This window comes from Microcystis sp. LE19-131.1A, assembly GCF_027532015.1.
GTDB lineage: Bacteria > Cyanobacteriota > Cyanobacteriia > Cyanobacteriales > Microcystaceae > Microcystis > Microcystis ichthyoblabe_A.
On record NZ_JAPZSS010000297.1, the window covers coordinates 1 to 13,978 of the forward strand.

General features: G+C 44.6%; 9 protein-coding genes and 1 pseudogene. 2 read left to right on the forward strand and 8 right to left on the reverse strand.

Going from position 1 to position 13,978, the window contains the following annotated elements:
- Positions 1-196: 196 nt before the first annotated feature.
- From O9323_RS20860 to lepA, 7 genes and pseudogenes are all read right to left on the reverse strand, one after another.
- Positions 197-556, reverse strand: a pseudogene (locus O9323_RS20860) (HindVP family restriction endonuclease); the annotation flags it as partial.
- Complete coding sequence (gene kdpB / locus O9323_RS20865; protein ID WP_288125699.1) at positions 556-2,715, reverse strand: potassium-transporting ATPase subunit KdpB; 2,160 nt, start codon at positions 2,713-2,715, stop codon at positions 556-558. The pseudogene O9323_RS20860 and the gene kdpB, both read right to left, overlap by 1 nt.
- A gap of 15 nt (positions 2,716-2,730) precedes the next feature.
- Positions 2,731-4,476 carry a potassium-transporting ATPase subunit KdpA gene (gene kdpA / locus O9323_RS20870; RefSeq protein WP_149107611.1) on the reverse strand — a complete coding sequence of 582 codons (1,746 nt, stop codon included), beginning with the start codon at positions 4,474-4,476 and terminating at the stop codon, positions 2,731-2,733.
- A 1,220-nt stretch (positions 4,477-5,696) separates the two neighbouring features.
- Positions 5,697-6,074 carry a hemolysin XhlA family protein gene (locus O9323_RS20875; RefSeq protein WP_288125700.1) on the reverse strand — a complete coding sequence of 126 codons (378 nt, stop codon included), beginning with the start codon at positions 6,072-6,074 and terminating at the stop codon, positions 5,697-5,699.
- Between the two features lie 57 nt (positions 6,075-6,131).
- Complete coding sequence (locus tag O9323_RS20880) at positions 6,132-7,946, reverse strand: ABC transporter ATP-binding protein (protein ID WP_288125701.1); 1,815 nt, start codon at positions 7,944-7,946, stop codon at positions 6,132-6,134.
- Between the two features lie 386 nt (positions 7,947-8,332).
- Positions 8,333-9,511, reverse strand: a complete 1,179-nt coding sequence (locus tag O9323_RS20885; protein WP_288125702.1) for an AAA family ATPase — start codon at positions 9,509-9,511, stop codon at positions 8,333-8,335.
- Positions 9,512-9,566: 55 nt separating this feature from the next.
- Positions 9,567-11,378 carry a translation elongation factor 4 gene (lepA, locus tag O9323_RS20890; RefSeq protein WP_288125703.1) on the reverse strand — a complete coding sequence of 604 codons (1,812 nt, stop codon included), beginning with the start codon at positions 11,376-11,378 and terminating at the stop codon, positions 9,567-9,569.
- Between the two features lie 333 nt (positions 11,379-11,711).
- Between lepA and O9323_RS20895 the strand changes: the two genes are divergently transcribed.
- On the forward strand, positions 11,712-11,942 hold the full coding sequence (locus O9323_RS20895) for a type II toxin-antitoxin system CcdA family antitoxin (protein ID WP_002732463.1): 231 nt from the start codon (positions 11,712-11,714) through the stop codon (positions 11,940-11,942).
- A 226-nt stretch (positions 11,943-12,168) separates the two neighbouring features.
- Positions 12,169-12,504 (forward strand): hypothetical protein, encoded by a 336-nt coding sequence (locus tag O9323_RS20900; RefSeq protein ID WP_288125704.1) that lies wholly within the window; start codon positions 12,169-12,171, stop codon positions 12,502-12,504.
- Positions 12,505-13,330: 826 nt separating this feature from the next.
- Here O9323_RS20900 and O9323_RS20905 read toward each other — a convergent pair.
- On the reverse strand, positions 13,331-13,978 hold a 648-nt coding region (locus O9323_RS20905), incomplete at its 5' end, for an ISAzo13 family transposase (protein ID WP_502846435.1).

A 13,978-nucleotide genomic window follows, 5' to 3' on the forward strand; every position in this document is an offset into this window, starting at 1 on the left:
CGAAGAGCCTTATTTCTATAGACATCTATAGCAGGTATCCAATTATCAAATGCAGCCACAATAGTAAACCCCGGGCTCTTCTGGTTTCTGTGTGGAAACGGGGTCTATACTGATAGTTTCTTCAGCAAAATAGTCCTAAAAGTCTTTCCCAGTAAGCATTTCATGATTCTATAAGCAAAAATTATCACACAAAGTCGAGAAGAGCCAACCCCGCTTTCTGGAAACCTAAAGATAAACCACCACAACCAGCGAATAAATCGATTGTGATCATTTTGCTCCCTCCTCTAAATTGACTCGCGAAAGCGTAAAATAAATTATCGGAATCGGGAGCTAGACCGTATAACTCTTGTGTACTTAACTCCGCCGGTTGAATTTTTAAATTTTCGTCAAGTTTCAGATATACATTTTTCAGTCCTTTCCCATCCAAGTAAGCGCACAAAGAAGCTGGAAATGAGGAGTTAAATTGATTTTTACCCCATGTTTCTTTTTGGGTAAAATCCCGATTCGAGTGCTTCAATCCGAATAAACTAGGCTTAAATATTGCCGATTTTGCCATTACCTCAACCCGATCGCTGAAATTATCTCATCAATAATCTTAATAGCAATAAACGGCGCAATCATGCCTCCCACGCCGTAGATGAGGATATTGCGCCGCAATAGTTGGTCAGCCGTGAGCGGGCGAAATTGAACGCCTTTAAGTGCTAGGGGAATCAAAACGGGGATAATCAGGGCATTGTAGATCAGGGCTGAGACGATCGCCGATTGAGCGCTTTTCAAACCCATGATATTTAAAGCACCGATCCCGGCAGCGGCGAAAATCGTCGGGATAATGGCGAAATACTTCGCGATATCGTTAGCTACCGAAAACGTGGTCAGGGCGCCGCGGGTAATTAATAACTGTTTGCCGATGGTCACTAAATCGATCAGCTTGGTCGGGTCGGAATCGAGATCCACCATATTAGCCGCCTCCTTTGCCGCTTGGGTTCCGGAGTTCATCGCCACACCGACATTAGCCTGGGCCAGTGCCGGTGCGTCGTTGGTTCCGTCCCCCGTCATAGCAACTAACTTGCCCTTGGCTTGCTCGCGACGGATCACCTCGATCTTATCTTCTGGGGTGGCCTCGGCGATAAAATCATCCACCCCCGCCTCCGCCGCAATCACCGAGGCCGTGATCTGGTTGTCGCCGGTGAGCATGATCGTTCTCACACCCATGCGCCGTAATTGGTCGAAACGCTCTTTTAATCCCGGCTTCACGATGTCCTTGAGATAGATCACCCCGTAGATATCGTTACCCCGACAGACGGCCAGAGGAGTCCCCCCCAAACGGGAAACCCTTTCCTGTGCCTCATCGAGGGTATCGGGAACGGAACCACCGCGGGAACGGACGAAACCTTTAATCGCGTCTACGGCTCCCTTACGGTATTCCTCCCCGTCCCTATCGGTGCCGCTCATGCGGGTACGAGCGGAGAATGGGATTGCCTCGCCGGGTTGGCCATCGATATCGAGGTTTGCGCCCAAATTCCGGGCTAAAGCAACGATCGAGCGTCCTTCCGGGGTTTCGTCGAAAAGGCTGGCCGCTAGACAGACGCGGGCTAATTCCTCGAGGTTATGACCGTTGACGGGGATAAATTCGTCAGCTAGCCGGTTGCCGAGGGTGATCGTTCCCGTTTTGTCGAGAAGGAGGGTATTTACGTCACCGCAGGCTTCCACCGCACGCCCGGAGGTGGCGATGACATTAAACTGAGCCACACGATCCATCCCGGCGATACCGATCGCACTCAATAAACCGCCGATCGTCGTGGGAATGAGGGCGACGAGGAGGGAGATCAAGATGGCGATACTGGAGCCGGCCCGAAAGGTATCCGCAACCGCAGGACTGAGGCTCGTTTCCAGGAAACCAGCGATATATTTCCCGATCGAGGGAATCGTGGCCACGACAATTAAAAAGACCTGGGTTAACACAGCCAGAAGTACCGTCAGCGCGATCTCGTTGGGGGTTTTCGTGCGCTCGGCCCCTTCCACCAGGGAGATCATGCGATCGATAAAACCCCGGCCGGGATCTTGGGTGATCCGCACTGTCAACTCGTCCGAGAGAAGCCGCGTACCACCGGTGACGGAACTGGCGATGTCAGTGCCGGGTTGTTTGAGGACGGGGGCCGATTCTCCGGTGATCGCCGATTCATCCACCGAACCGATTCCCTCGATCACTTCCCCGTCGGCGGGAATCACGTCCCCGGCCAGCAGTTTTACCCGATCACCCCGATGCAAGGCCGTGGAACTGACCGACTCGATCGAGCCGTCGGCCAGGATTTTTCGGGCGATCGTGTCGCTGCGGGTGGAGCGTAGGGCATCGGCCTGGGCTTTTCCCCGTCCCTCTGCGATCGCCTCGGCGAAGTTGGCAAACAGCACCGTCAAGAAGAGGATCAGGGTGATGATGCCGTTAAGTAGCCGTTGTTGTCCCCTCTCCCCAGCGATCGTGCCGAATAGATGCGGGTCGATCGTCACCAGGGCCGTGACGATTGTTCCCAACCAGACCACGAATAGGACAGGGTTACGCACGGCGATGCGCGGGTCGAGTTTGAGGAAGGACTGCCGGATCGCGCTTTGATAGAGACCGGTCCGGTTTACCTTGGGGGTATGGCGGCGGTCGTCCCGGCGACCTCTCGGCACTCGCAACGGGCGGGGGGACTTAGAATTTCCTCTGTTCGTTCTCATAAATTATCCAAACTCCTAGCCGATCATCCGGGTGATTTGAAAGGCTTCCGCGATCGGACCCAGGGCCAATATCGGCAAGAAAGTGAGCGCACCGAGAATTAAAATCACCCCCGCCGTCACGCCGGTAAAGAGTCCGGTATCGGTGCGGAGGGTTCCAGTGGTGGCGGCAACTGGTTGTTTGCGGGACATCCCATCGGCTAAGAAGAGCAGGGCGGCGATCGGAATATACCGTCCGGCGAGTAAACTGAAGCAGGCGCTCAGATTCCACCAGAGAGCGGTCATCGTCGGTTTCGCCCCAGCCGCGATCGCAAGTGGTGCGGGCTGGGAATCTCCTAGTCCCTCGAAGCCCGATCCGTTATTGGCGGCGGCGGAAGCGTACTCGTAGATAACTTGAGATAATCCGTGAAAGCCGGGGTTACTGATGCCTTGAAAATCAGGGATAGCAAGGGCGATCGCTCCGGGGATAAGGATGGCGATCGGGTGAACCAGCAGAATTAAAAAACTCGCTAACACCACTTCCCGTTTCTCAATTTTGCGCCCGAGGAATTCCGGGGTTCTTCCCACCATTAGCCCGGTGACGAATACTGCGAGGATTAGATAGGCAAACAGGTAGGCGGTGCCAGTTCCCTGGCCTCCGAAAACGATTTGCAGGAACAGATTCGAGAGGGTGGCGAAGCCGCCGTTCGGCATCAAGGAATCGTGCATGGCGATCACCGCACCGCACATGGTGGCCGTGGTAGTTACCGCGTACAAGGCCGATTGCGCCCAACCGAAGCGTACTTCTTTGCCCTCAAAGTTAACCGCTCGATCGACCCCTAGCAGCGAGTTAATCGCCTGGTTGCCGTTATATTCCCCGATCGCTGTGATGATCGTAAAGCCGATGAATATACCGAGGGGAATTAGATAGATTAACCGAGCTTGCTTGAGATTATCGGCGAAAACCCCGTAGGTGTAGATTAACGAGGACGGAATCGATAAAATCGCCACTAACTGCACGAGATTCGTGAATCCGTTCGGATTTTCTAAGGGGTGGGCCGAGTTGATCGCGAAAAATCCCCCGCCGTTTTCTCCCAATTCCTTAATAATCTCGAAGTGGGCCACTGGACCGCGGGCGATCGCCTGACTGAGGTTGGGGTTTTCTAGCGTCGGCAAGATCGCCGGGCCCGCGAGGGTTTCCGGAACTCCGGCGATGATCAGGGCCATTGCCCCCACGATCGAGATCGGTAAGAGGATACGGGTGATCGCTCGGATCAGATCCACGTAGAAATTGCCCAACGGTCGCCCTGTCAGTCCCCGAATAAAGGCGATCCCCACCGCTAGACCGGTTCCGGCCGAGGTGAACATCTGGTAGCCGAGTCCCCAGATCTGACTCGCGTAGCTGAGGGTGGTTTCTCCGGAATAATGCTGTTGGTTGGTGTTGGTGATAAAGGAAATCGTCGTATGTAGCGTGGTGTCCCAAGTGGGAGCGGGGATCGCCGTCGGGTTGAGGGGAAGGACTTCTTGGCCCGCAATCAGGGAAAAAACCAGAATTGCCATCACCGCGTTACTGTAGAGAACGGCGCGGAGGTACTGCCAGCCGGTCATATTCTCTTTCCCTTTCACCCCGACGAAGCTGTAAAGAAGACTCTCGACTCGATCGCACAGTGGGTCGAGTAGGGTTCTCCGTTCCATGAAAACCCTCGCCATATACCGCCCGAAAAAGGGGCTGATTGCCACGATTATCAGGATCGTGAGCGCGATTTGAATCCATCCTTGCAACATGGTTCGATCGACTCCGAAAAAAGGCTAGTGGTCATTGAGCTTGTGGAAATGTGGCGGCTCAATCGACGGATTCGACAAGCTCACCGTCCATGGTCGACCGGGAAACTCAGGGGTTCGCTGTCTCGAAACCGCTTGAGAAAACCAAGTTTGTCTAATTATTAGCGATCGTTAACCAGTGGATGATCGAGGGATTACTATCGCCTCTGCTGGGATGATTATAGCGATTTCAGAGCAGTCGCACACAATTCTTAACATTTTTGGACTTTGGACAAAGAAAAAAAGATTTGCGTAAAATTTACGGGTTCTCCTAGACTGGTTATGGCAAATTAGTAGTTTCAATGAGCCTAAACCCTTAAATAGACTAGGATCGAACAAAGCAAAAAGCTTTTTTATTAAAATTGCTTTTTTTAATTCTGGTGAGCCTTACTTGGCAAAGCTTGTGTGGACTATTTTCTGCTAAAATATCATAGCTACTCTAGAAGAGCCCTTTTACGCAAATCTAATTGGAGACAATATCTCCTCTTTCTCAGCGCGTAAAAAAGCTGAAAAATAGCGGTTCTTAGGAGCGTTTTGCCATAACCAATATTGATTCCGCACCATTGTCATCTGATTCGTTATCAAACAAAGCAAAATCAAAAAACAAAGCTGGTATTATAAACTATAAGCCAACGAACTGATTTTTCCAACAGCAACTGATAGTAACAAAAAAAGCAGGATTTTAATTGGTGTAACTTTTACGCCAATTAGGTTTTCTTTTGTCCAAAGTTTAATAACATTTGGTTCGTAGAAATATTAAGACAACCAAGAACAGTTTCCAGATAGTGATTATTCCAACCAGCAGTAAGTCGCTTGTTCTCAATGCCTACCCTGGCAGTCTTTTCTTGGGACAATAAATTTACGCCAATATGACGTATGACAGCTATATTTTCATAAATAAGAACCGAATTTAGGACAACAAGATGTTGAAGTTTATTAATTTTTTGTCAGAAGAAAATGTTCTGAATCTCCATCATAATTTAACCAAAGTTTAATTATACAAGAGAAGATATTGATAAAAATAGTAATCATAAAAAGCAAATCTTTAACATTTATCAAGCAATTATTTTTATTAGTAAATATTCTACACAATTCAGGCTAGATAAGCAAGAGAGCTACGCCACTACTACCGAATCACTACCCCGACAAAACTTGAAACTGTGACTAATAGCCACTGTTTAATTCTAGGGATTACCTGAAAAAAATACTTTCCAACCAGCAGTAGCGGTCGGCTTCGCCGCGCCGTAGGCGACCGCACTTGCCAAAAGAATAATTAATGTCCAAACCTGATTTTTTTGGGTTCCTTCCACTGATTTTAGGCGATTATCGATGCCCTCAACCTTTTCAGTTAACTTTGCCTGTCCCACCTCTAGCTTATTTAATCGTTCGTCGAGTTTGTCAAATTTTTGGTTAAAATCTTTTTGGAGACTTTCAAATTTTTGGTCAACATCTTTTTGGAAACTGTCAAATTTTTGGTTAACATCTTTTTGGAGATTGTCAATTTTCCCCTCAATCCTTGTCAAAACAGCTTCTAGGGAATAGGTAACGGTTTCGTTAGACATAGTATCAACTCCCATTAGATATATTTTCTCGGTCCGCTATCGGAGACTATTTTAAGACTAAACCAGTTCACCGCTTTCTTGCAAAGAGTGGAGACGTTGATAGATTCCCTGCTGATTTAATAATTGATCATGGCTACCGATCTCGACAATACGACCATTATCTAAGACGACAATTTGATCCGCTTCTCGAACGGTACTGAGACGGTGGGCGATAATAATTGTGGTGCGAGTGCCTAAAATGGATTTCATGGCTAGTTGAATGGCTCTTTCTGACTCATAATCTAAGCTAGAAGTGGCCTCATCAAAAACTAACACATCTGGATCGACAATTAAAGCTCTAGCAATTCCTAAACGCTGTCTTTGTCCCCCCGAAAGACGCACGCCCCTTTCCCCTACAATAGTGGAATAACCATTAGGTAATTCATGAATAAATTCATCGACACGGGCAATTTTACAGGCTTCTGCTACCTTCTCGAAGCTAATATTAGGATTACCGTAGGTGAGATTTTCTAACACCGTACCATTAAACACATCTACTTCTTGATGGACAATCGCTAACCGTCGCCGATACCAAGTCACATCTAAGCGACGAATATCCTCGCCATCCATCAGAATTTGTCCCTGATTCGGTTCAAAATAGCGGAAAAGTAACTTAACTAAAGTGGATTTTCCTGAACCCGATTTTCCGACTAATGCCACGGTTTGATAGGGTTCAATCAGCAGATTAATATCCTTGAGAATGGTTCTTTCTGGACTATAGCCAAAGCTAAGATTACTTAATTCTACTTTCCCCGTAAAATGATAGGGATTATGTTGGGCATGATCGGCTAAAAGACTACCGGCATCAGTGCCACTGGGTAAGTTGATAAATTCCTGTAAACGTGCCATAGAAGCATAGCGACGGGCGAAAGTTTCTGCCATTTGGGATAAGGGATCTAATTCCGCATAGGCCATACTAGCGAGGGTATAGGTGGTGATAAAATGCCCGATCGAGATTTTCTGTTGAACGGTGGCTAGGAGAGTAAAGAAAAATACTCCAAATAAACTAGCTTGGACGAGGGTTTTTTCCCAAGTAATTAAGTCCACATAACCCTTATGAATGCGATAGACAACGTAGGTAAATTCTCTCTCTAAACGCTGTTTCTGACGATATAACTCCTGTCCTTCTGTGGCAAAAGCTTTGACAGTTTTGATATTAGTAATAATCTCAGAATTGCGACTTTGGGTATTTTCAATGTGCCGATCAAGGATTCTTTCTTTTTGCATTAAATCTTTTAAATCTCTGACAATAAAAACTAGAATTAATACAAAAGAAATAACAAAAGCGAGGGCGATCTGCCATTGAATTATCCAAATAACAATAAAGATACCCAAAACTCTAAACAGTTTTGGGATCATCATTCCCGCCACTTCGGGATAAGTCCAAGTATGATTTTCTATCCCTTTGGCGATCCGGTTAGCGATGCGTCCCGGATTATTTTCATCGTAAAAAGATAGAGGTAAGGTGAGAATTTTGGCAATAATTTTTTTGAGATGATCTCGTCGCGCTCTTAAGGATATTTCCCAGTGAAACCATACACCCACCCAAGGCTGAATTGGTGCTTTAATTACCGTGGTTAGGAAAATTAAGCCTAATAATACCGCCAAACTAACCCACTTTTCTGGGGCAAAGGGAGTTAAAATCATGGTGCGATTAACTAAAGATTGTACGAATCCATCTAAAGGTTGATCGGAAAGAACATTAAGAATCTGTCCGACAGCGTAGGGAACCATCAGATCGATAATTTCAAAGACACTGGAGGCAGCAATGCTCAAAAAGGCGGCTTTTTGATAATTGCGATAGTAACTGAGAATATCCCTTAAGGAAGCCATAACATCAAGTAAATTGCCAATTTTTAACTTCTATCTGGTAACTGCTAACTGAAGAGACTGACGGCACTTTTAGGATTGTTTTTCTGGAGTTACCATTATACTACAATACTACAAAAATCTGCCGAACTAGAAATTTCTAGGACAAAAGCCTTGTCATAGTCTTGTATTCTCAATCAGCTATTAGTCAGGAGACGATGCTAGATCAGCTTATATTTCATCCTTGGCAGAAGCACCAGAGATCAATTTATCGGAAATTTTGGCGAATATTATCACAAAAATTAATAAATTTCTGAAAGGTTTTTAAGTGTTCGGTTTTATCGATACGCTGTATTATAAAGCTTTTTTTCGGTACTTCTTCCTTCAACTAAAAAATAAATATTCATCGATTAACTAATTCCTTGGGGAAATTCTTCTAAGACATTGATAAGATCAATAAAGGCTTTTTGTCGAGTTTTAGAAATATGAAAATCAGCCGCATTGTGTACCTGAATTACTCCTCCTTTACGAGTGACTATTTTCCAATAGCCAGGACTGATATTATTAATTATATAGGGATGATGACTGGTAATAATAAACTGTAAATCTCGATAATTAACTAATAAATCTTCTGTTAAAGTGTCCAAACAGTTAACCCCCAAACTATTTTCAAATTCATCGATTAATATAACGCTCCCATCAGGAGATAATTTGATCGTTGCTAAGAACATCAGGCTTTTTATCATTCCAGAGGAGATATTTGGTTCTACAATCCAGACATGAGAGTTTTTTTCTTTTATTTGTATGCGAGGTAGCTCTTCAAGTAAACCAATTCTAGTTAATGAAACAAGCAGATCACCTAGTTCGGATGGCTCTAAAGATTCTATTTTTAAATCTTCAACTTGAGGGAAAATATCTAAAAACTTTCTCTTTATTATCTCGAACGTATCAGGATATTTTTTATAAGTGATCAGCAGTTTGTCGGAAATAGGAAGTTGACTCGATTGTAATTCAGAGAGAGAGTTATATTCGGCATATTCGTAGTTTCTAAGGATTTTACCAAATGTTGAATATGAGATATTAAACTCAAGTGGATTGAAAATCATTTTGTTAAATTCCTGTCGAACAGGGAAAACATCTTCTTCTTGATTGAAAAGCTCTATACAGCTTAAATAAGATGGTAGTTTTGGTGTCTTTGAATGTTTAAACTCAATTACCTCTTGATTTCTTGCGATCAAAACCTCTTGATCTTTTAAAAGAGTTTCCCTAATTATACTAACCTTATTTTCGCCGTCATTACTATTGACTTCATCTTCTTCAATCTTGATGAGAGAACGAGCTTTTCTAACCTCAAATTCACCCAACCAATGATAACGAACATGATCATTGGTTAAAAGTTCTACATCCCATTTTACTCCATTTATAGACTCACCGTTAGCGATTCTTTTTAAATTACTAATAGCCTTTAAAATCGAGGTTTTTCCTGCACCTGAGATACCAACTAATAAATTCAAATCTGGAAAAAATTTGCAAGAATCTATACTTAATCCAGAGGATAAATCTTGATAGGATAATCTCAAAAGTTTCATAATAATTCCCCACTGCTAAAACTAAAAAGGGTGAGTTAATTCTCACCCCAAGATTTTACTGAGGATCGAGTTTTAGGACTGCCATAAATGCCTCCTGGGGTACATCAACAGTTCCGATCGCTTTCATCCGTTTTTTCCCTTTTGCTTGCTTGTCTAACAGCTTTTTCTTGCGGCTAATATCACCACCATAACACTTAGCTAAGACATCCTTTCTTAAAGCGGGAATATGTTCACTAGCGATAATTTTAGAACCAATAGCTGCTTGAATGGGAACCTTAAATTGATGCCGGGGAATCAATTCTTTTAACTTTTCGGTTAACGCACGACCAACATAATAAGCTTTATCCCGGTGAACGATCATCGCTAAAGCATCAACGGGATCACCATTGACCATAATATCTAATTTAACTAGCTCATTTTCCCGATAGCCAATTAATTGATATTCCATACTAGCATAACCGCGCGATCGAGATTTTAATTGATCGAAAAAGTCCGTCACCACTTCCGCTAAAGGTAACTCATAAATCAAAGCGGTGCGAGTTTTAGTAAAATAACGCATATCCTTGAAAACTCCCCGACGACTTTGACATAATTCCATCAAAGCACCTACATAGGTTTCCGGAGTAATCATTTCCACTTGGATATAAGGTTCCTCAATTTTTTCCCGTTTTTGTGGGGAAGGTAACAAACTGGGGTTATCCACTTCGACAATTTCCCCATCGGTGGTAGTGACCTGATAAACTACCGAGGGAGCAGTGGTAATTAAATCTAAGTTATACTCCCTTTCTAGTCTTTCCTGGACGATTTCCATGTGTAGCAGTCCCAAGAAACCGCAACGGAAACCAAAACCCATGGCGCTAGAAGTTTCCGGTTCGTAGGATAGAGCTGCATCGTTTAATTTTAACTTTTCCAGCGCATCTTTGAGATCGGCATACTGATCAGCATCGGTGGGGAATAATCCGCAGAAAACCATCGGTTTTGCTTCTGTATAACCGGGTAAAGGCTCTTGTGCTGGTTTAGCGGTTAGAGTAATCGTATCACCCACCCGGGCATCAGCAACAGTTTTAATCGCGGCTGCCAGATAACCCACTTCTCCCGCGTGCAGTTCATTTACCTGTACCTGTTGCGGTGATAAAATACCCAATTCATCGATCACAAATTCTTTACCAGAAGCCATAAAACGAATTTTATCGCCCTTTTTCACCCGACCATCCATGACGCGGAAATAGACAATTACCCCTCGATAAGCGTCGTAATAACTATCAAAAATTAAAGCTCGGAAGGGTTCTTCGAGGGTATCTTGGGGAGGGGGAACCAATTTGACGATCGACTCTAGAATATCATTAATACCGATCCCAGCCTTAGCCGAGGCCCGAATCGCCTCACTACAGTCTAAACCCACCACTTCCTCGATTTCCGCCGCGACTCGTTCCGGTTCGGCACTGGGTAGGTCGATTTTATTTAAAACTGGGATAATTTCGAGGTTATTTTCCAGTGCTAGGTAAACATTGGCTAAAGTTTGCGCCTCTACTCCTTGGGACGCATCCACAACTAATAAAGCTCCCTCGCACGCCGCTAAAGACCGAGAAACCTCGTAGGAAAAATCCACATGGCCGGGGGTATCAATCAGATTAAGAACGTATTTTTGACCATCCTTAGCGGTATAATCCATCCGTGCCGCCTGTAACTTGATGGTGATACCTCGTTCCCGTTCCAAGTCCATATTATCGAGAAATTGTTCTTTCATCTCCCGTTGGGCTACGGTTCCCGTAATTTGCAGGAGGCGATCGGCGAGAGTTGATTTACCATGATCGATATGAGCGATGATGGAAAAATTGCGAATGCGAGAAACGGGAACGTCAGTCATCGTGGTTCACTGCTGGCAAAAGTCAGGGGTTTATAAAATTTTAGATTCCTTAATTCATTGTAGAGGTAAAGTCTCTAAGGCTGGAGCAAAAGCGAAAAGTAAAAGGTAAAAAAAGCTAAACTGCAAGTATAGTCAGGGTTTTGGCCTTAGCTTTCCCTCTCGGCATCCACAGGAAACTATGGTAGGCTTGATTATGCTGACAAAATCAGGCAAAGGGCAATGGCTAAGGAAAGGCTCTATGATTTGTCCAAATCGGATTACTATAGATAAACTCTTGGATGAGAATCCTCGACTGACGGGTAGAATGATAGATAGCAATCATTAATAGAGCTTATGAACGACAATGCTACACCGACTCAGCGCACGGCGGAGAAAGTTGAAATCGCTATTCACCTTGACTCGGAAGTTTTAGACCAGATTAAACACCTGACTAACGATCCTAGTCGCATTATCGAAACAGCGATTAAACAGTGGCTAAGAGGAGAGAAACAACCAGATGAGGACTTAACCCGTCATCTTCGACGCAATCCCCCCGTACCACCCAAAGGGGAATGGAATGACTAAGATTTTTCAGTCTCTAATAGGTTATTTCCCGACGGAGAGACTGAAATATTTTCTTAGGTCAACTATTGATGGTAATTGAGATTTTTTCCCCAACTAAGCTGGTCATACTAAATTCATTGAGTATAGGCTACATATCAGGACAGGCAAAAGGGGGAATAGATAATCAGTTTTTAATAAACGGATTTAGGATCATTTTGCTTGGGTGCTTACGGGAGGAACAAAACTGATGCAGATAGAAATTCAAGGAGCCGATGCTATCAAAGTTGCTCAGGATATCCTAGATATGGAAGGGGTGCAAGGCAGCTACGAAGTTATCTCTGAAGTGGAGAGAGAGGGAACCCTTGCCACCATCGCCACCATCATCGGTATTATTAGCGGAACAATCGCCATCGCCGAGAAATTGTACCAATTAAAGCGAAAAATTGACTCTCCTGAAACCCCGAAGATCGAACGGGTGTTGATTGTGAGCAAAAACGGCGATCGCCTGATGCTCAAAGATGCTACCCTAGAGCAACTACAAAAACTCTTGGAACAAGAAAAATCATCAGAAAAATGGGTTTGAAACCCCGTCCTAAAAGCTATCCCTTATAGGGATCTTTCTTAACAATTGTTTCAGTAAGCACTCCAACCCTTATCCTGACTTGATTTCAGTTTTTTCTTTGTCAGTAAGGGTGTCAACAAGGAATATTACAAATTGTTAACCGAGTCTTGAAAGCCTTGTGCTACAAAGGTTTGAAATGTTAAGAAAGATGTGACTAAAGGACAGGTCCTAAAAGGACGGCTTTACATTAGACCTCGACCTAATATTATCTCAAGACCAAAAGTCTTTCTAGTTAAGGAATCTACCCGAATAAAAATTATTTTAATTGCCTCATATTTCCTCAGTGAAATTGAATTAGCAACGATAGATATACATTTCAGCTATCGAACTATCTAATTAGTACACAGACTAAAAGCAAGCTGTGACTGAGCTATAATTTTTGGAGATGTCTAGTAGAATCAGGGTAGCTACGTTGACCTTAAAGGTGGGTGAAACGGACAGTGACACCTGTGTTAAAAGGCGGCTGACCGAACGGTTCAACAAAGCTCACCGTCCAACGGTGGTCTTCGGTGCGGTAGCACTCCAGACCCAGCCCCCACAAGCAAAGACTTTAAGCGAGTGAAGCGAACAACAGACCAAAAAAGTAGCCCCAATTGTGACAACATAGGCGGGAGTAGCGGCAATTGGCATCGCCAGGGGAGTAGGAGTCTTGTCCTAGTTCATACACAGTGGTTTTCCATGAGTGCCTTCCCGAAGAATCACCGCGCTTCTAGGCCGGTGAGTGTCAAGAAACGAACTGGTTCAGAATACTCAATTAGAGAACTCCATAAAAAAGATGATCCAATAGTTAAGTGAGTTGATAAGGGATTTCCACAAACCACTTTGGCAAATGGGGAAGTCGATTAATCTGTTTTTCCAACTCTGCCATTGCCTCCTGGGTCAACTTCACCCCATTGCGGTAAACCTTGTCAATGAGCTTGACAACTGGATTTTTTCCTTTGAAGGTCAAAGATTCGGCAAAGTGAAGCACCGTTTCTACACTATCGAGTAAACTCCCATTCCAATGCTGCTCCAGCCAGCCAAAGGTACGTTCTACTGGATTGTACTTGCTGTGATAGGGGGGATAGTAGGCTAACTCAATGTTCAATTGCGACTGCTGGGCAAAGGCTACCATCCGGTTCATAAACTGAGTACGACGAGAATGGTTCTCCGGCCCATTGTCTTGGTTAATCACCAATTTGTGAATGTGGCCAAAGCGGTCTTTTACCATTGCCCACCAATGCTCCAATAAATCCACAATACAATCTGCGGTCAGTTTAGAGCTGACAAAGAACAAATACAGTTCATTGTATTCGGGGAGGAAAATGCCATAGGGGGTGAGGGTGGTGAGTGCTTCAAAATCATGGTCTAAGGCAACAGTGGTCACTCGCGTTTTGCCTCCTCGGTCAAACTCTCCAACTTTGACCGCTACTTTGGCATCCATTGAGATACGTAA

Coding starts and splice junctions, on each gene's coding strand:
- kdpB (WP_288125699.1), bottom strand. CDS start 2,715: ATGAGAACGAACAGAGGAAATTCTAAGTCCCCCCGCCCGTTGCGAGTG.
- kdpA (WP_149107611.1), bottom strand. CDS start 4,476: ATGTTGCAAGGATGGATTCAAATCGCGCTCACGATCCTGATAATCGTG.
- O9323_RS20875 (WP_288125700.1), bottom strand. CDS start 6,074: ATGTCTAACGAAACCGTTACCTATTCCCTAGAAGCTGTTTTGACAAGG.
- O9323_RS20880 (WP_288125701.1), bottom strand. CDS start 7,946: ATGGCTTCCTTAAGGGATATTCTCAGTTACTATCGCAATTATCAAAAA.
- O9323_RS20885 (WP_288125702.1), bottom strand. CDS start 9,511: ATGAAACTTTTGAGATTATCCTATCAAGATTTATCCTCTGGATTAAGT.
- lepA (WP_288125703.1), bottom strand. CDS start 11,378: ATGACTGACGTTCCCGTTTCTCGCATTCGCAATTTTTCCATCATCGCT.
- O9323_RS20895 (WP_002732463.1), top strand. CDS start 11,712: ATGAACGACAATGCTACACCGACTCAGCGCACGGCGGAGAAAGTTGAA.
- O9323_RS20900 (WP_288125704.1), top strand. CDS start 12,169: ATGCAGATAGAAATTCAAGGAGCCGATGCTATCAAAGTTGCTCAGGAT.